The 17,858-nt window shown below is 34.9% G+C and carries 14 protein-coding genes; 7 read left to right on the top strand and 7 right to left on the bottom strand.

What is annotated here, in order from left to right; genetic code table 11:
• Position 1: 1 nt before the first annotated feature.
• Positions 2 to 1,273: a hypothetical protein gene (locus ISU00_RS02875; RefSeq protein WP_228852535.1), complete on the bottom strand. Its 1,272-nt coding sequence runs from the start codon at positions 1,271 to 1,273 to the stop codon at positions 2 to 4.
• 76 nt (positions 1,274 to 1,349) lie between these two features.
• Positions 1,350 to 1,937, bottom strand: coding sequence for an SET domain-containing protein (locus ISU00_RS02870; RefSeq protein WP_228852534.1), 588 nt, complete (start codon positions 1,935 to 1,937; stop codon positions 1,350 to 1,352).
• Positions 1,938 to 2,310: 373 nt separating this feature from the next.
• Between ISU00_RS02870 and ISU00_RS02865 the strand changes: the two genes are divergently transcribed.
• The 3 genes from ISU00_RS02865 to ISU00_RS02855 all read left to right on the top strand — a co-directional run bounded on the left by ISU00_RS02865 (position 2,311) and on the right by ISU00_RS02855 (position 7,131).
• Positions 2,311 to 4,737, top strand: a complete 2,427-nt coding sequence (locus ISU00_RS02865) for a sodium-translocating pyrophosphatase (protein ID WP_228852533.1) — start codon at positions 2,311 to 2,313, stop codon at positions 4,735 to 4,737.
• 86 nt (positions 4,738 to 4,823) lie between these two features.
• On the top strand, positions 4,824 to 6,089 hold the full coding sequence (locus ISU00_RS02860; protein WP_228852532.1) for an MgtC/SapB family protein: 1,266 nt from the start codon (positions 4,824 to 4,826) through the stop codon (positions 6,087 to 6,089).
• A 16-nt stretch (positions 6,090 to 6,105) separates the two neighbouring features.
• Positions 6,106 to 7,131, top strand: coding sequence for an App1 family protein (locus tag ISU00_RS02855; RefSeq protein WP_228852531.1), 1,026 nt, complete (start codon positions 6,106 to 6,108; stop codon positions 7,129 to 7,131).
• On the opposite strand, the gene ppk1 is transcribed toward ISU00_RS02855, so the two are convergent.
• The 5 genes from ppk1 to ISU00_RS02830 all read right to left on the bottom strand — a co-directional run bounded on the left by ppk1 (position 7,100) and on the right by ISU00_RS02830 (position 12,804).
• Positions 7,100 to 9,133, bottom strand: a complete 2,034-nt coding sequence (gene ppk1 / locus ISU00_RS02850; protein WP_228852530.1) for a polyphosphate kinase 1 — start codon at positions 9,131 to 9,133, stop codon at positions 7,100 to 7,102. The two genes, ISU00_RS02855 and ppk1, sit on opposite strands and share 32 nt — an antisense overlap.
• A gap of 61 nt (positions 9,134 to 9,194) precedes the next feature.
• Entirely contained in the window at positions 9,195 to 9,809 is a 615-nt protein-coding gene (locus ISU00_RS02845; protein WP_228852529.1) for a deoxynucleoside kinase, read from the bottom strand.
• A 1-nt stretch (position 9,810) separates the two neighbouring features.
• Entirely contained in the window at positions 9,811 to 10,587 is a 777-nt protein-coding gene (locus ISU00_RS02840) for a hypothetical protein (RefSeq protein WP_228852528.1), read from the bottom strand.
• Positions 10,588 to 10,622: 35 nt separating this feature from the next.
• The gene (locus ISU00_RS02835; protein ID WP_228852527.1) at positions 10,623 to 11,303 is read right to left on the bottom strand and encodes a response regulator transcription factor; all 681 of its coding nucleotides are present in this window, start codon (positions 11,301 to 11,303) and stop codon (positions 10,623 to 10,625) included.
• Entirely contained in the window at positions 11,296 to 12,804 is a 1,509-nt protein-coding gene (locus tag ISU00_RS02830) for a sensor histidine kinase (RefSeq protein ID WP_228852526.1), read from the bottom strand. Before ISU00_RS02830 ends, ISU00_RS02835 begins: the two co-directional genes overlap by 8 nt.
• Positions 12,805 to 12,926: 122 nt before the next feature.
• Between ISU00_RS02830 and ISU00_RS02825 the strand changes: the two genes are divergently transcribed.
• From ISU00_RS02825 to ISU00_RS02810, 4 genes are all read left to right on the top strand, one after another.
• Positions 12,927 to 13,277: a hypothetical protein gene (locus ISU00_RS02825; RefSeq protein ID WP_228852525.1), complete on the top strand. Its 351-nt coding sequence runs from the start codon at positions 12,927 to 12,929 to the stop codon at positions 13,275 to 13,277.
• An 11-nt stretch (positions 13,278 to 13,288) separates the two neighbouring features.
• Positions 13,289 to 14,122 (top strand): GLPGLI family protein, encoded by an 834-nt coding sequence (locus ISU00_RS02820; protein ID WP_228852524.1) that lies wholly within the window; start codon positions 13,289 to 13,291, stop codon positions 14,120 to 14,122.
• Positions 14,123 to 14,221: 99 nt separating this feature from the next.
• Positions 14,222 to 15,076, top strand: a complete 855-nt coding sequence (locus ISU00_RS02815) for a GLPGLI family protein (protein ID WP_228852523.1) — start codon at positions 14,222 to 14,224, stop codon at positions 15,074 to 15,076.
• 28 nt (positions 15,077 to 15,104) lie between these two features.
• Positions 15,105 to 17,810: a TonB-dependent receptor gene (locus ISU00_RS02810; protein ID WP_228852522.1), complete on the top strand. Its 2,706-nt coding sequence runs from the start codon at positions 15,105 to 15,107 to the stop codon at positions 17,808 to 17,810.
• Positions 17,811 to 17,858: the final 48 nt, after the last annotated feature.

The raw sequence follows: 17,858 nt of genomic DNA, 5'->3' as shown, positions 1-17,858 counted from the left end.
TTTAATTGCAATCAAAACATCTAAATACATTTTCGGGAAGTTCTAATTCTTCAGATCCCATTATTGGCTCCGAAAGCTCGCCCTGTTTGTCAATGGAGTTTTTAAAATCTTCGGCATATCTTAAAATATTGTCACGTCTAGATTTAATTTTAGCAATTATGCTCTCACCATCTAAATTATATAATTCTTTTGGCCAAACATTAAAAGCTTTTGCAATAGCGTCATCCGTTAAATTTTCTTGTATGTTTTTAGCTTCTTTCATAAAAACGTCCATAGGTACATGTAACAAAAAGTAACGGTCGAATCGCTTAACTAAGCCTGGCATATGGTCAATAGTTTCTTCAAATGAACGCAATTCTGGTTTCACTTTTTCATTAGAAATTATGCTCGGAATTATACCATCCAAATGAAAAAAGGCATTATCTCTATCTGAAGGAATCGGTATGGCATTTATAAGCGTATCATTTTCCTGAAGAGCCCAGCCCCATTGCTCAGCATGTCTATCCCAGTCGCCAATAATCATATCGAAAAGACGTGAGCGAACGAGCATATTTTGATCGAAGGTGATTTGTTTTTTGCCTTCTGCTTTAATTTCCTGTAGGTCCTTAGTGTCTACGAGTTCCTTTACATTAGAGAATTGAGTCCAATTTTTATCGCCTTCTGTTTCATATTCAAATAAATACAGTGCATTTCCATACTCATCATCATATTTGCCTAAGGCCTTTTGTTTAGGGACGAATACTGCTTGTGGGTGGGTATGAAGTATATCAATTTCATTAGCGAGTCTTGCAACCACAATAGCTGCATAAGGATGTTGGGCAGAGATCCCATCTATTATAATATTTTCCATTCCCAGTGTTTTTGCAACATCAGGAACGAGTGGTTCTGGATCTTTGTTAATGCTTCTAAAAGTATACAATATGCCATCCTTATCTAATACTTTTAAGGAATGAGTCTGCATTCCGCCACCTTCCTTCACGGGAGTAAGTCCGCCTTTAAGAGAATCTAAAAAAACAACAGGTACTTTTACAGGAGTTTCCCAAGCTGCACGGTAATGCTCCCCTTGCATAATTTCTTTCAGCATATCTCCCTTATATAAAGTACTTGCTGCAATTAATACCGAATCTGTTTTTTGGAAGTCAATTTTATCAAGGCTTTCTACCCCAATTATATCGCCCTTTTTATAATCTTTTGGTGTGCTGTTTAATGACCAATACAATAAAATGATAAAAAGAGTTATGATAATTAAAAGACCAATGAGAAATTTTTTCATTTCAAAGTTTTGGCAAAACTAATTATAAAGATTCACTGAAACGTGCTTTTATGGGATTCTCTATACTCCAATTCGTTTATTCTTGGTGAAAATAATTGCTTAAAATTGAAGCCATAGGCTCTTTTCCTCCAATTATTTTTTCAAGGGTTTCCCAAAGTCCATCTTCTAATAGACCTTTAAGGGGTTGCTCAACCTTATTTAATTTTGGTAAGGCTTTTTCTATTTTTTGATCCCAAACCCTATAATATCTCAATAGGTCGTCCGGATAAACAACTTTGCGTTTTGTGCCCTCATCAATTCCGCGAAATGGTTCAGCTATATTTAAGTAGCCATAATCATCCGTAAGTTGTTCTCCGGGATGAATATCTCGTATGGCAATTTCAAAATCGTATGCTGTACTCAAACAATTAGATTTAAAACTGTGGTTAACGTAACGGCCATGATCCCAGCATAAAACATATTTACCAGAATTATTTCTAAATGTATAAGTATCTAAGATAGTTTTATACAATGGGGCCATCGCATTGTATTCCTCTTTTGTGAAGGTGCGGTCTAGTTTGTCGTGCACCCAAGTGATTGTGCCAGCGGGGATAAATTTAGTTGCAACGACTCCATGACCAATTTCTTCGTTAATGAATCTAAGTTCAGTGTGTGGATGAATCATTCAGAACAATAAGTATAATTTTAAAAAATCAAGTTTTAAGGACAAAACGTTCATAGCCGATTTGGGTAATCTGCATCTGAAAATTCAATCAAAAATAATCTCTTTTTTAATTCAAAAATAAATTACTAAATAAAAATATAAACAACTGAAAATTAACATAATAATACTTAATCTTATTAAATATGATTATTTGGAATAATAATTTCAGATGTATTTTCTTCTGGTTGAATATTAGAAATTCTGTATTTATAAGTAAGTTCAATTTTAGCCTTTTTCAAAGGCATTAAATAAGTCTTTAAACTTTGGCTATACCCCTTTTTTAAATCAGTTTATAATTACTACTTTTGCGCAGCTTAAAAACAATTGATTTAGAATGGAAGCAAACATGATTTTTGTGCCAATGGTATTGGCAATTTTTGGACTACTTTTTATGTTCGTGAAAATGGCTTGGGTAAAAAAGCAAGCCCCTGGAAATGAAAAGATGCAAACCATTTCCACAGCAATCAAAGAAGGCGCATTAGCTTTCTTGAATGCTGAATATAAATTGCTAACTGGCTTTGTAGTGTTGGCTTCAATTGCGCTATTCGCAATTTCTTACTTTGTTCCAACCACACATTGGATTATTATAGTGGCATTTATATTTGGAGCAATCTTCTCAGCACTTGCTGGAAATATAGGGATGCGTGTTGCAACAGAGGCGAATGCCAGAACTGCAGAAGCTGCTAAAACGTCATTGCCACAAGCTTTGAAAGTTTCCTTTGGTGGAGGAACAGTAATGGGTCTTGGTGTTGCAGGATTGGCCGTATTAGGACTTAGCTTATTTTTCTTCTTGTTCATGAAAATGTTTCTTACTGGAGAAGGAGAATTTTATGAGGAAATGACTATGGCCTTGGAAGCGTTAGCAGGATTTTCTCTTGGTGCTGAATCTATTGCTTTGTTTGCAAGAGTTGGTGGTGGTATTTATACAAAAGCCGCTGACGTTGGTGCGGATTTGGTTGGGAAAGTTGAAGCGGGAATTCCTGAGGACGATCCAAGAAACCCTGCAACAATTGCCGATAACGTTGGGGATAACGTAGGAGATGTTGCCGGTATGGGTGCTGATTTGTTCGGTTCCTATGTGGCAACGGTATTGGCATCAATGGTGTTAGGTAACTACATCATAAAGGATATGGCTAATAATGGAATTGTTATAGAAGAATTTAATGGAATGGGTCCCATCCTCCTACCAATTGTAATTGCAGGAGTTGGCATTATTGCATCTATCATTGGTACCTTCTTCGTAAGAATTTCTTCAAATGAAGCAAAGGAGGCCCAAGTTCAAAAGGCTTTGGATTATGGTAATTGGACGGCAATTATCCTTACCTTAATTTCAAGTTATGTATTAATAAAATATATGTTACCTGATACTTTAACCATGAGCTTTTTTGGTGAAGGTTATAAAGTAATTTCAAATATAAATGTCTTCTGGGCAACCTTGATCGGTCTTTCTGTAGGTGCTTTAATTGCTACCGTAACAGAACATTATACAGCCTTAGGAAAAAAGCCTGTTTCTAGTATCGTACGCAATAGTTCTACTGGTTCAGCAACTAATATCATTGCTGGATTGGCAATTGGTATGAAATCAACTTTCTTTTCTGTATTGCTTTTTGCCGTTGCAATTTTTGGTTCCTATGAGTTAGCTGGTTTTTACGGTGTGGCAATTGCTGCTTCTGCTATGATGGCGACTACAGCTATGCAGTTGGCAATCGATGCCTTTGGTCCTATTGCGGATAACGCAGGTGGGGTAGCAGAGATGAGTGAATTAGATCCATTGGTTAGGGAGCGTACAGATATCCTTGATTCTGTCGGTAATACGACAGCTGCTATTGGTAAAGGATTTGCAATTGCATCGGCAGCGCTTACCGCTCTTGCTTTGTTTGCAGCTTATGTAACATTTACCGGTATAGATGGTATTAATATCTTCAAAGCAGATGTTTTAGCAATGTTGTTTGTAGGAGGTATGATTCCGGTTATTTTTTCTGCCTTGGCAATGGAATCTGTTGGTAAAGCTGCAATGGAAATGGTTAAGGAAGTAAGGAGGCAGTTCCGAGAAATTCCTGGAATTATGGAAGGAACAGGTAAGCCAGAATATGCTAAATGTGTTGATATTTCTACTAAAGCAGCTCTTAAGGAAATGGTGTTACCTGGTTTAATTACCATATTAACTCCTGTATTCGTAGGCTTTGTTTTTGGTGCTGAACCTCTTGGAGGTTATATGGCTGGTGTTTGTGTATCGGGTGTTATGTGGGCAATTTTCCAAAACAATGCTGGTGGTGCTTGGGATAATGCTAAAAAGTCTTTTGAGTCTGGTGTTATGATTGAAGGAAATATGGTTTATAAAGGTTCTGACGCACACAAAGCAGCAGTAACTGGAGATACAGTAGGGGATCCTTTTAAAGATACTTCAGGACCATCAATGAACATTTTAATTAAATTAACCTGTTTGGTAGGTTTAGTTATTGCACCTGTACTTGGTGGTAATTCATTGAAAACTCTAATCTTGGGGGATGCCGTTTCTAATACTGAAAAGACTACTAAAGAAATGAATGTTACCGTTGAGGCTAACGACGCTGATAATGTAACAGCTAAGGTTACTTTTACCAAAAAGATTAATGGTGAAGAGGTAATTGAAACTAAAACATTTAATGGATCTGAAACTGAAGTAAAAAAGCAACTTCAAGAATTTGAAGAAGAGGCTAAATCAGATTCTGGATCAGAAGAGATTGAAACCATTATTGAAAAGGTAGAAATTCAAAAGTAATTTCAATACTTTAAATATTGATAGAGTTAAAAACCGCATATTATATGCGGTTTTTTTATGACCGAATTTTGTAATTTGGTTTTATTATGGATTATAATGATATAATCACCTTGGCAATTGCCTTTGGACTTGGAATGTTGGTGGGTCTTCAGCGTCAACATTCAGATAATGCCATGGCTGGAGTAAGGACATTTACTCTTATTTCAGTTTTAGGCGTAATATCAGGGTTTTTAACCCGTGAATATGACAACCCATATATTTTACCAGCAATTGGCTTAAGTGTTGCCGCTCTTCTTGTCACTGCAAACGTGGTTAAATTAAAATTTGAAACCAAAGCAGATATTGGTCAAACTACAGAGGTCGCTGCTTTGTTAATGTTTGCCATTGGAGCCTATTTAGTGTTGGGAAGCAAGGTTCTTGGTGTAATTATGGGAGGAACTATGGCCGTTCTTCTTTATGCAAAAGAGCGCTTGCATGATTTTATTGAACGCTTAAAGGCTAAAGATTTGGCTGCAATCATGACATTTGCTGCCATCTCGCTAGTAATATTGCCAATTCTTCCAGACCAAACATACGGCCCTTACGATGTGTTAAATCCTAGAAACATCTGGTTGATGGTTACCCTAATCGTTGGTATCAGTATAGCTGGGTATTTCATCTATAAATTTGTTGGTAAAAAGGTTGGTTCTATTTCCAACGGAATCCTTGGTGGTTTGATAAGTAGTACGGCAACTACGGTAAGCTATGCCCGTAAAACAAAGGATGCCGAAAAGATTGCAGTATTGGCTGCATTTGTGGTCACGGTGGCTTCCGCAATTGCCTTAGTAAGAGTAATGGTTGAAGTGGGAGTAATTATTCCCGAAAAATTACCAGTAATGGTACTCCCACTTGCATTGGAATTTGTAATAATGGCGGGGGTTGCAATAGCCTTATTTTATTACATGAATAAGGATAATAAGGATCAGAGTATGCCTGAACCAGACAACCCGGCACAATTTAAAAGCGCACTCATTTTTGGCCTATTATATGGGTTTATCTTATTGGCTGTTGCTTTTACTAAAGATAAGTTCGGGGATAACGCACTTTATGTAATTTCAATAATTAGTGGTTTGACCGATGTTGACGCAATTACTTTGAGTCTTTCAAATTTGATTAAAGTAAACCGTTTAGAGTCAGATTTAGGTTGGAAATTAATATTATTGGCAAGTCTTTCAAATTTGGCCTTTAAAGGAGTTATGGCGGCCACAATTGGTTCTAGAAGATTTGGAAAATGGATAGGAATTTCTTTTGGGATATCCATTTTGGCTGGCTTGGCGATAATGTTTTTGTGGCCAGATAGTTGGCATTTTTAAAAAAAATTAGGTTTTCATGGCGCTTTTCAAAAAGGATCCACTTCAAATTATAGTTTTTCAGACCTATGGTACTGGGTCTCATTTATATATTAAAGGTAGAGCCCTAGAGGATGAATCTATCGATTTAGAACAAAAAGGGATGTTGGACCTGTTAATAAATTCGTGGAAGCGTTTTGAAACCGATGAAATTAAAAATACACCATTAAATATAAAGTTGCCTAATAACAAGATCTTTCAAGTTGTTTCTAGTGAAAGAGGTTATTTTTTATTGAATGAACCGTTTGGAGATATTGCTGATTTAACCAATGAAGAGGGCTGGTTACAATTTGAAGCTTCTTACGATGATCCAAATATTAAGAGAAACATACAAAATGGAAATAGATTTCCTGGTGAAATGCTGATACCATCCAAAGATTGTTCTTATGGAGTTATTTCAGATATTGATGATACAATATTGCACACCGGTTTGGTTTCAACTTTTAAGTGGAGGGTTATTTATAATACCATGCTTAAACGGCCATCTAAAAGAACCCCGTTAAAAGGGGCTCCTGAGTTTTATCACCTGTTGCACCGAGGTAAATCTGGGAAAGAGAAGAATCCTATTTTTTATGTTAGTCACAGTCCTTGGAATTTGTACCGGTATTTAGAATATTTTCTGAAAAAAAATAATTTTCCAAAGGGGCCAATTTTATTGAGGGATTTTCCCAATCCTTTTTCCAAAAACTCAAAATCCGAAAAACCGCAAAAACAAAAGGAAATTCTAAACATCCTGAAAAGCTATCCAGATATGAAGTTCATTCTCATTGGCGATAGTGGAGAACACGATCCTGATATTTATATTGAAATTGCAGAATCCCACCCAGATCGAATATTGGCGATATATCTTAGATCAGTTAATCACGAAGAACGAATGTTGAGGGTTAAAGGTTTAATTGAAGATTATAAAACTACAGATGTCCTAATGGTTGAAGATAGCGAGTCGGCAATTGCACATGCCCTAGAAAAAGGATTTATTTCTCTGCCAAAAAATAATCGTAAATAGAGAACTGGGAACGAACCTCTTCTAAGTTATTCTGTACATATTCGTTTTTTTGATGTTCGTCAATGATTCTTGCCTTTACATTATCAGATAGCTCGATATTAATAATATCCCGGATGGTCTTTTTGTGATCTGCATCTAAAACGGGTGTTACTACTTCAATGCGATGGGAAAGGTTTCTAGTCATCCAATCTGCGGAACCAATAAACAGTTTTTCTTTTCCACCATTACCAAAGATATAAACCCGCCCATGTTCCAAAAACCTATCTAAAATGCTAATTACTTCTATATGCTCGCTCTGTCCCTCAATTCCTGGGACCAAACTGCACATTCCCCTGATAATCAATTTAATTTTAACTCCAGCGTTATTCGCCTTATAAAGCAAATCAATCATTTCCTTATCTTGAAGACTATTCATTTTGAGGATAAGGTATGCTCTCTTTCCTGTTTTGGCAATTGCAATTTCATTCTCTACCATATCTATAAAGCGATATCTTAACGAAAATGGAGAGACCAACAATTTTTTGGCCTTTGGAACAATCATTTTGCCTTCCAAGACCAAAAAGACTTTATTTAAATCAGCAACAATCTTTTTGTGGGCGGTCATCAGGCCAAAATCTGTATATAGTTTTGCTGTATTTTCATTAAAATTTCCCGTTCCTATGTAACAAAAGCCTTTTATTTCACTTTCAACCTTTTTCTCGATATATAAAATCTTGGAATGCACTTTAATGCCAGGGTAACTATAGATAACTTTCGCTCCTTTCGATTTAAATATAGCTCCCCATTTTAAATTGTTACTTTCATCAAAACGGGCTTTAACCTCAATAAACACTATAACTTTTTTGCCATTTTCCGCCGCTCTTGCAATGGCCTGATTTAGTCGGCTGTCTTTAGCAAGACGGTACATGGTCATTTTTATAGTTGTCACGGTAGAATCGACTGCTGCCTGTTCTATTAATTGAATGACCGGCTCAAACGATTGATATGGAAAATGTAAAAGTTGATCCTTTTGTTCTATTGTTTCAAAAATTTTCTCGGGATATTGGCTAAGTGGATGCTCTAAAGGGGGTAATTCCTTGAATGATAAATTTGTTTCCGTCGGATTAGGAAAACCAAACAGATCCCTAAAGTTATGGTATGTCCCACCCATTATTATATCAGCGTTATATACATCTAAAGACTTTTTCAATTTGTTTTGAAAAGCATTAGGCATTCTTTCGTCGATTAATATCCGAGTGGCTTGGCCCTTATTTCTTTTAGGTAATGAAGCCTTTATTTTTTCCGCTAAATTTCCTGATAATTCATCTTCTATATATAGCTCCGCATCTCGAGATATCTTTATTGCATAATATTTTAATAGATCTTTATCGTCATTTTCTAGATACAGATTGTATTTAATTATATCGTCAATAAAAGTGATATAATATTCATTTCCCTCTTTATTGAAAACAATAAAACGATCAACTTCAGCAGGTATCTTTACTAGTTGAAATTGGTTGTTCGATAGTTTGGTGGTTATATAAGAAGCTTCATTTTCAACAAAGACCGATTCGTCAAAACTATGGTGGCTTTTCGCTACATCAATGTGTGGTTTTAGCACACTATTGAAATAGTCGATTGCCTGTTGTTTCTGTGATTCTGAAAAATCCCTATAGCCAATTAAATTAATCCCATTCAACTTAAGTTCGGGGATTATTTCCTCATTCAAAATTCTGCCAAACTCTTTTTGTTGAATTTCTACCTGACTTTTAATTTCCTTTAAAACCTTGTTGGGTTTGGTAATAAGTTTTTTTCGTAGAGGTTTGTCGATATCTTTTATCTGTCTAATATCTGAGACCCTAACTTTGAAGAATTCATCTAAGTTGGAGGAGAAGATTGCTAAAAATTTTATCCTTTCATAAAGGGGGTTTCTTTTATCCTGAGCTTCCTGTAAAACACGATGGTTAAATCGTAGCCACGATAAATCACGATGATAGTATTCGGAATTGTAGAGTTTAGCCATATATGATTATGTAAAAATACGGCTAATAAGGCGGGTAAAGATGTTAGTGAATTACTAAAATTTAAAAGAGGCCATGGATTTCGGCATCAATTTTATTTATAACGTTACCAAGATCTTCTGGTTTGGTGACAAAATCTATATTGTCTACGTCAACAATCAATAAATTTCCTTTGTCATAGCCATGAATCCAAGCTTCATAACGTTCATTTAAACGGCTCAGGTAATCAATGCTTATAGAATTTTCATAATCCCTTCCACGCTTATGTATTTGAGCTACAAGATTTGGTATAGTACTTCTTAAGTAAATCAGTAGATCGGGTCCTTTTACCAAAGACTCCATTAAATCAAAAAGAGTACGGTAATTTTCAAAATCCCGATTTGTCATCAAACCCATGGCATGTAAGTTTGGAGCAAAAATATAGGCATCCTCATAAATTGTCCTATCCTGAATTATATCCCTGCCACTTTTATGGATTTGTAATATCTGCCTAAAACGACTGTTAAGGAAATATACCTGAAGGTTAAAACTCCATCGTTCCATTTGGTTGTAAAAATCATCCAAATAAGGATTGTCTACAACATCTTCTAACTGAGCCTCCCAATTATAATGTTTGGCCAATAATTTTGTAAGTGTCGTTTTACCGGCACCTATATTTCCCGCAACGGCAACATGCATTTTATTCAGATTTTATTTGGAACTGGTGAAGTTTTTCACCGTCGTAAATATACAAGGTTTCATCGGTTAGGTAAAACCGTTTTATTAACAAATCCTTGATTTTTAAAGACAAGTTGATTGGTTCATTTTCCTTAACCATATCGATGTCTTTCCCGTTGGACAGATAGATTTCCTCATTATGAGCTACAATTTGGTTATAGTCTTTATTTGGTATTTTTTTGAGCAAACTTCCTTGATAGTTATAGCAAAGGATAAAATCTTTTGTCAATAGATAACAATAATTGTAATCGCTATCCATGGATACCACCTCGGCTTGAATTGGTAAGGTTTGTGCAATCACGGTATTGGATCTATAGTCAAATAGCTCAGCTCTTTGGTTTTCTTGGTTGAAATACCAAAAACTATTTTTGGCCGCTGAAGAAACATGTGTAATTGTGCGATAGGGAGAAATTGTATTAAAGTCGATTTTTTGAATTTCGGTTAGTCGATTATCTAATAACAGAACTGTATTAAAATTGGAATAGAATAATAAAATCTTAAGCGGGTTGAAAATGTCTGCTGATGAAATATTACCTAGACCAATGTTACTAAATTGCAATTCACCTTTATTTGAAAATAATGTGAAAGTTGAACCATTTATGACATACTCATCTCCTGAATTTAAAAAACCTACTGGTGTGTAATTTGAAACTTGAATTGAGTTTATATGCTCTAATTCAGGCTGCGCCAGCAATGTGAACCCATAAAAAAGACCAATAAAAAAGAAAAACCTTCTCATACTTTGTTGGATAAAGTACGGAAATGAGGCTGAGTTCAGCAAATTAATTTGTAACCGTAACCCCTTACATTTAATATTGTAATATTTGGGTCGTCAATCAATTTTTTTCGGAGTTTAGTTATATAAACATCCATACTTCTTGCTGAGAAATAATCATCATTCCCCCAAAGTTTGTTTAAAATATATGTGCGATCTAAAACCTGATTTTTTTGCTTAACCAAATGGAATAATAAATGCGCCTCCCTATGTGTGAGTAATTGTTCCTTACTGTCTTGGATTAAGATTTGCTTTGGAAAATTAAAGGTGTAGGTGCCAACATTAATTTCCTCGGTATTTTGCTGAATGGTTTTTCTTGTCAGGAGGTTTTTAATCCTTACAATAAGTTCCTCCATGCTAAAAGGTTTTTTTAAATAATCGTTGCCGCCTATGCTAAAACCTTCCACCACATCTTTTGTTTGTGATTTTGCCGTTAAAAAGATTATTGGAATGCTATCATCTTCCAACCTTATTTCTTTGGCAAGGGTGAACCCGTCTTTTTTCGGCATCATAACATCCAAGACTAATATATCTATGGTTTGGCTTTTAAAGAGTTCTAATGCCTTTTCACCATTATCACAATAAACCACCTTAAAACCTCGCGTCTCTAGGCTTTCTTTTATTATTTGTCCTAAAGCAAGTTCATCTTCTGCCAATAAAATGGTCGTCATCTCAGCCATGAGGTAGGTTTATTCTGAATATTGTTTTTCCATTGCCTTTAGTTGCATCTATAGTTCCATGATGCTTTTCAATTATTTTTTTTGTGTAATAAAGCCCAATTCCAAATCCTTTTACATTATGCACATTGCCTTCTCCGACTCTGTAAAACTTCTCAAAAATTGCGTTCATCTGCTGTGGTGTTAGGCTTGTTCCAGAATCTGAGATTTCAATAACTGTATTGCGTTCATTTTTTGATAGGTGAATCTCTATTTTGTTCCCTCCATATTTTACTGCATTATCAATAATATTTCCAATTGCATTTTCAATATGAAATGGATCAGCATTTATAACGATTTGTTCTGAAGGTATTTGTGCGCTGAATTGCTTTTCTACTTGACCCAATTGATGCTGCCGGATTAAAGATTCCAACAATATGTTGAGATTAACCGGTTCAAGTTCTAGGGTAAGTTTATCGCTATCTAATGTGGCGGTTTCCAATAATTTTTCAACCATAACATTGAGTTTTCCCAATTGTTGATTGGACATATCCAAATATCGATCAGTTTTTTCCGGGTCATTTTCTGAGTTAAAATTTTTGATACCCTCAATTGCTGCACTGATGGTGGCAATTGGGGTTTTAAATTCATGGGTTATATTGCTGATTAAATCGTTCTTTATTTCAGCTAATTGTTTTTGGTGTTTAATGATGTATAAGAGGTAGAAAAGACTACCGATTACAGAAATTACAAGTAATGTTGAGATTAATAAACCAGTCAACATTTTTCTGAAGATAACCGTATTTTGATTGGTAAAAAACAGTTTTAATTCGCTGTCTTTTGGAAGAAAATTTGAATTTGATTGAGTTTTCATTGCTTCTCTAGAAAACTCTTTATCTGGAAAGTGAATTTCTGTGCCCTTTGCATTTTTGAAATTCAAAACATAATTCACCTTTAATTCTTTACGTTTCAATTCATTTGTTAAGAGTGTATCCAGTTCGGTTAGAGATAGCGAATCATTAGTTATGCTTATTACAATTTTGGAAGTTAGGATTTTAAATTCTCGTTCCTTTAAAGTGTCACCCAATAATATGTGAGCATTTGATGAAGATTGAAGTCCTTTTTTTGCACTTAAAACGTCATGTTTAATATTGTTGAAAAATGTATCGGATTCTACATCTTTAAAAATTTTTATACCATCTATGTTTGCTTTGGAAATACTGTCTATGAATAAGGTTTTTGTTTTGCTTGCATCAATACCATTAATTAAACTGTCAAAAGATCCATTTTCGCTGAAAATTTTTCTCGCATCATTATCTTTAAAAGTAAGACCGAAAGTTGAATTCTTTGCTAAATTATTATAGTAGGATGCTACTGCATTGTCTAAACTAATTTGTACATCATTTAGAATTTGCCGTTTAAAATTCTTGTAATTCTGCAAATTCCAATAGGCTTGAATTGCCAGTACGACCACAATAACTGCAGTGATTAAATATAGGATATATTGAAACTTCTTTTCTTTCACATTTCAAAAGTAATGTTAAGTATTGATTAAAAGTCAGCCGGTTAACACTAGTTAACACTAGTTAACTGAATTAAATTCTGATAATTTCCAAGTTTGCAGTGTTCAATCAAATTATCCAAAATATGAAAACTCTTATAATCGTCTTAGCAATGTTGTGCGGTTCACTCTTTGCAACAGAACGATCTGTAACCGAGGAAGAAATTAGATTAACAAATCTGAAGATAAGTCTTGATTTAGATTCGGCTGATGAATATTGCAATCTTGAGGATTTAAACCTTGTTGAGCTTATTTCCAGAATTTCAAATGAAACTAATTTGAAGTTTGAAGTAAACTGTAAAAAGGTCGACCTGGTAAAAGACCATTATCAAGCATACTTGAAAATTGCCATTTCAGGAAACGGAAATAATCAATCCGTATTTTTGAAACGAATCAATCAATTAAAACAATCAGTTAAATCATTTTATAACATTTAATACGATCATCAATGAAATTAAAACGAGCAGTACTTTATAGTTTATTCCTTATTTATGGCATGACTTTCTCCCAAGAATTTAATGGTATGGCAACATACAAGACCAAAAGGAAAGTCGATATTAAGATGGACAGCACCAAGGTGAATTCGGACATGCAGGAAAAAATGTTGGCTATGTTACAAAAGCAATTTGAGAAAACATTCATTCTAACTTTTAACAAAGACGTGTCCTTATATAAAGAAGAGGAAAGTTTGGCGCCACCTCAACCATCAGGTATGCAAATTGTGGTTTTTAGTGCAGGCGGTGCTGATATCTTATTTAAAGACATTAAGGAAGAGCGTTATGTTAACCAAAATGATCTATTTGGCAAAATCTTTCTGGTAAAGGATTCTTTAACACCTATAAAATGGGAATTGGGTAAGGAAACTAAAAATATAGGCACCTATACCTGTTTTAAGGCAACTTATACAAAAGAAATTGAAACGATTGAGGGTGGAGTTAGTGTTAACGGAGATAAAGATTTAGATAAGCAAGAACCGGTTAAAAAATCTATTACGGTAACAGCATGGTACACCCCTCAAATACCAGTTAGTCATGGCCCTGAAATGTTTCAAGGATTGCCGGGTTTAATCCTTGAGATAAATGATGGAACCCAATCTATAATGTGCAGTAAAATTATTTTGAATCCTGACAAGGAAATAAATCTTGATGAACCGAAAAAAGGGAAAGAGGTGAGCCAAAAGGAATACGATGAAATCCTTGAAGACAAAATGCAAGAAATGAAAGAGCGCCGTGCTCCTAATCGAGGCAAGGGTGAGGAGATCGAAATAAGAATCGGCGGATAATTTAAGATAACTTTAACAAAACCAATATTTACCATTTTAGGTTTTCATAGTCTAAAAACCACACTAGTTAATAATTATCCTTATTAATTCATTTTAGATATGAAATTCTTATCATCATTTTTTTCCTTATTTCTTATTTTCTGTTTAGGCACTAAAATTTCTTGGGCGCAAGACTTTCAAGGGCAGGCTGTCTATTTTTCTAAAACCACTGTAGATATGCCAAATTTTGGTGGCAGGGAAATGTCTGAGGAACGAAGGAAGCAAATTATGGAGCGCATGAAAAGCATGTTTGAAAAATCGTATACTTTGAATTTCAATCGGACTGAATCGGTTTATGCTGAAGAAGAGAAATTGGATGCTCCCGGTCAAGGTGGTGGCGGATGGCGAATGATGGGAGGGGCTATGTCATCTGGGCCTCAGTATAAAAATGTAAAAGAAAATCAACTTTTAATTGAGCAAGAGCTATTTGGCAAGCAGTTTTTAATAACGGATTCTTTAGCGAAATATAGCTGGAAAATGGGAACTGAGACCAAGAAAATTGGTGAATATACTTGTTTTAAAGCAACTGCTGAGGTTGCGATTGATTCTTCAAATATCATGAATTTTAGAAGACGTGATTCAAGAAATAATTCAGATAATACAGCTTCTGATAGTTCATCAATTGAGAAAGAGGAACCCAAAACAATGACAGTTACTGCTTGGTATTCTCCTCAAATACCAGTTTCTCAGGGGCCCGCTGAATATTGGGGTTTACCTGGACTTATTTTAGAATTAAGTACTGATAGAACCACCATTTTATGTACCAAGATAATCTTAAACCCTGCCAGTAAAGTTAAAATAGAAGCCCCTAAACGAGGTGAAAAAGTCACAAAACAGGAATATGCCGAAATCGTTAAGCAGAAAACTGAAGAAATGAGAGAAATGTTCAGAGGTAGAGGCGGAAACAGAGGCTAAGACTTTATTAATTCAACCAAAAAAAATTATGCGACTAATTTATATAATCATATTTACCCTAATAAGTTTTAATTCATTTTCCCAGCTTAGTATGCAAGGGGTTGTTAAAGATAGCTTAGGAAATCCCTTGGAATTGGCAAATGTTATTGCTATAAATGAATCTACCGAGGCCTTGGAGTCTTATGCAATTACTAACGAAGATGGTCGCTATAAACTAGCGCTTTCAAAGAACTCTTCTTATAATATTCAAGTAAGTTATATTGGTATGAAAACACATACCGAAAAGGTTTCAACTATTGAAGAAAGCCTAACGAAAGATTTTACTTTGCAAGTTGATAATTCCTTGGACGAAGTTGAGCTTACCTATGAAATGCCCGTTAGTGTAAAAGGAGATACTTTAATTTATAATGCTGATTCTTTTAAAAATGGAACGGAAAGAAAATTAGAGGATGTACTGAAAAAACTGCCTGGAGTTGAGGTGAATGACGAAGGTCAAATTGAAGTGGAAGGTAGGGCTGTTACCAAAGTTATGGTAGACGGTAAGGATTTTTTTGACGGTGATTCTAAATTGGCTACCAAAAACATTCCATCCAATGCAGTTGATAAAGTGCAGGTATTGAAAAATTTCGCTGAGGTAGGTCAGTTAAGTGGGGTTACCGAAAACAGGGATAATGTCGCAATCAACATTAAATTGAAAAAGGGGAAAGAGAGTTTCTGGTTTGGAAATGTTACTGCTGGTGCAGGTGCTGCTAACTCTGATGATTTATACCTTATTCAACCTAAACTCTTTTATTATAATCCAAAATATAGTATAAATTTTATAGGGGATATGAATAACTTGGGTGAAGTTGCATTTACCAGAAGAGATTATTTCAACTTTACTGGAGGTTTTAGAATGCCCAGTCGCCAAAGTGGTACCAATATCAATTTGGGAAATAATAACCTAGGGTTTCTTACTTTACAAAATAATAGGGCCAAAGCGATAGAAACTAAATTTGGAGCTGCCAATTTCAGTTATTCTCCTACTTCAACCTTAGATATAAGCGGTTTCGCAATTTTTTCTAATTCACAAACAGAATTGGAAGAAAACAACAGTATAACCTATACTGATCCAGGACTCCAAATACCTGATGAGACCACTAATAGCAATACCATTCAAAATAGCGATTTGGGGATGTTGAAGCTTAGCGCAAAGTATAAACCTAATGGTAATAACCAATTAGATTATGACGTTGTTGGTCGCGTTTCAAGGGAATCCCAAAATAGGGGGGTGCTCTCTTCAATACTTGGAAACACTGATCAAATTGAGGAAACAGATCCATACAGCATCAATCAAAATTTGAATTATTATTATACTTTAAATGAAAAGAACATTTTTGCACTTGAAGCCCAACACCTAATTCAAGATGAAGACCCGTTTTACAATGCTATTTTAGAAAGCACTCAAGATTATGAGAATGTTGCGAATGCCTTGGGTCTTGACCCTAACCAAACGGGTTACAATATCGCTCAAGACAAAAGAGTAAAATCTAACCAGTTAGATGCTAAGTTGGATTATTATTATGTGTTGAATCAGAAAAGTAATTTGAATTTTACGGCTGGAAGTATATTGAGTCGACAGCAATTTAATTCAACCATTTTTCAATTTTTGGATGACGGCAGTGTATATAATCCAGACCCGCTGATAAATGATGGTTTAAACGAAAATGATATAGATTATCGATTTAGCGATATTTATATAGGTACGCACTACCGTTTTAAGACTGGTATGTTCACGTTTAATCCTGGTATTTCTGCACATGCCTACAGTACAAAAAATGAACAATATGGTGAAGCCTACCAAGATAATTTCTTTAGGATATTACCAGATATTGATATCCGTATGGAGGTGAAGAAAAGTGAACAAATTGCCTTCTCCTATGCAATGCAAAATCAATTTACTGATGTCACAAATCTGGCTCGAGGGTTAGTGTTGAATAATTATAATTCTATTTCTTACGGTAATCCTACCCTAGAGAATGCTGTATCGCATAACGTGAATCTGTTTTACAACAGTTTCAACATGTTTAATTATACAAATGTATTTGGACGACTGAATTATAGTAAACGAATTGATCAGATTAGAAATCTTACAGATTTTGAAAGTGTGGTCAGGCTAAATTCACCTTTTAATTCAGGATTTGCAGATGAAACTTTTTCGGCGAGTGGTCGCTATCAACGAACTTTTAAAAAAATAAGGGCACAAGTAAATGGTAATTTCAATTATTCTAAATTCAACCAATTTGTGCAGGGAAATAGAACCCTAAATGAAAGTTATACCCAGACTTATGGAGCACAATTAAGGACCAATTACAGAGACGCTCCAAATGTTGAAATCTCCTATTCCTATACAATTCAGGATAACGACCAAGGCAGTAGAAGAACAAAGTTTTACACGAGTGCACCAAGCATTGAATTTGATGCCTATATATGGAAAAAGTTAACTTTTAGAACTGATTATACTTATAATAATTTTAGTGATGAAAATGGAACTTTAAGAAGTTTTCAATTCTGGAATGCATCCTTGTCTTACAGGAATAATCAGGATGCGAAGTTTGAATATATTCTAAATGCCACTAACTTATTAGATACGCGTTCCCAAGCCAATAGTAATGTGGGCAATATCTCCGTTAGCGCGACCGAATATTATATACAACCACGCTATATAACTTTCAGGTTACGTTATGAGATTTAGGCCTTTATTAGAGGGTAATTTCTGTACGTTTTTACTTATTTTTGGGAG

The sequence above is a fragment of the Aegicerativicinus sediminis genome, assembly GCF_015476115.1.
GTDB classification, from domain to species: domain Bacteria; phylum Bacteroidota; class Bacteroidia; order Flavobacteriales; family Flavobacteriaceae; genus Aegicerativicinus; species Aegicerativicinus sediminis.
Note: the sequence above shows the minus strand (reverse complement) of the source record. Positions and strands in the feature narration are given on the sequence as shown.

Excerpts from the sequence above, each read along its gene's own strand:
- ISU00_RS02825 (WP_228852525.1), top strand. The coding sequence starts at position 12,927 with ATGAAAACTCTTATAATCGTCTTAGCAATGTTGTGCGGTTCACTCTTT.
- ISU00_RS02865 (WP_228852533.1), top strand. The coding sequence starts at position 2,311 with ATGGAAGCAAACATGATTTTTGTGCCAATGGTATTGGCAATTTTTGGA.
- ISU00_RS02860 (WP_228852532.1), top strand. The coding sequence starts at position 4,824 with ATGGATTATAATGATATAATCACCTTGGCAATTGCCTTTGGACTTGGA.
- ISU00_RS02845 (WP_228852529.1), bottom strand. The coding sequence starts at position 9,809 with ATGCATGTTGCCGTTGCGGGAAATATAGGTGCCGGTAAAACGACACTT.
- ISU00_RS02870 (WP_228852534.1), bottom strand. The coding sequence starts at position 1,937 with ATGATTCATCCACACACTGAACTTAGATTCATTAACGAAGAAATTGGT.
- ISU00_RS02840 (WP_228852528.1), bottom strand. The coding sequence starts at position 10,587 with ATGAGAAGGTTTTTCTTTTTTATTGGTCTTTTTTATGGGTTCACATTG.
- ISU00_RS02875 (WP_228852535.1), bottom strand. The coding sequence starts at position 1,273 with ATGAAAAAATTTCTCATTGGTCTTTTAATTATCATAACTCTTTTTATC.
- ISU00_RS02835 (WP_228852527.1), bottom strand. The coding sequence starts at position 11,303 with ATGGCTGAGATGACGACCATTTTATTGGCAGAAGATGAACTTGCTTTA.
- ppk1 (WP_228852530.1), bottom strand. The coding sequence starts at position 9,133 with ATGGCTAAACTCTACAATTCCGAATACTATCATCGTGATTTATCGTGG.
- ISU00_RS02810 (WP_228852522.1), top strand. The coding sequence starts at position 15,105 with ATGCGACTAATTTATATAATCATATTTACCCTAATAAGTTTTAATTCA.
- ISU00_RS02815 (WP_228852523.1), top strand. The coding sequence starts at position 14,222 with ATGAAATTCTTATCATCATTTTTTTCCTTATTTCTTATTTTCTGTTTA.
- ISU00_RS02855 (WP_228852531.1), top strand. The coding sequence starts at position 6,106 with ATGGCGCTTTTCAAAAAGGATCCACTTCAAATTATAGTTTTTCAGACC.
- ISU00_RS02820 (WP_228852524.1), top strand. The coding sequence starts at position 13,289 with ATGAAATTAAAACGAGCAGTACTTTATAGTTTATTCCTTATTTATGGC.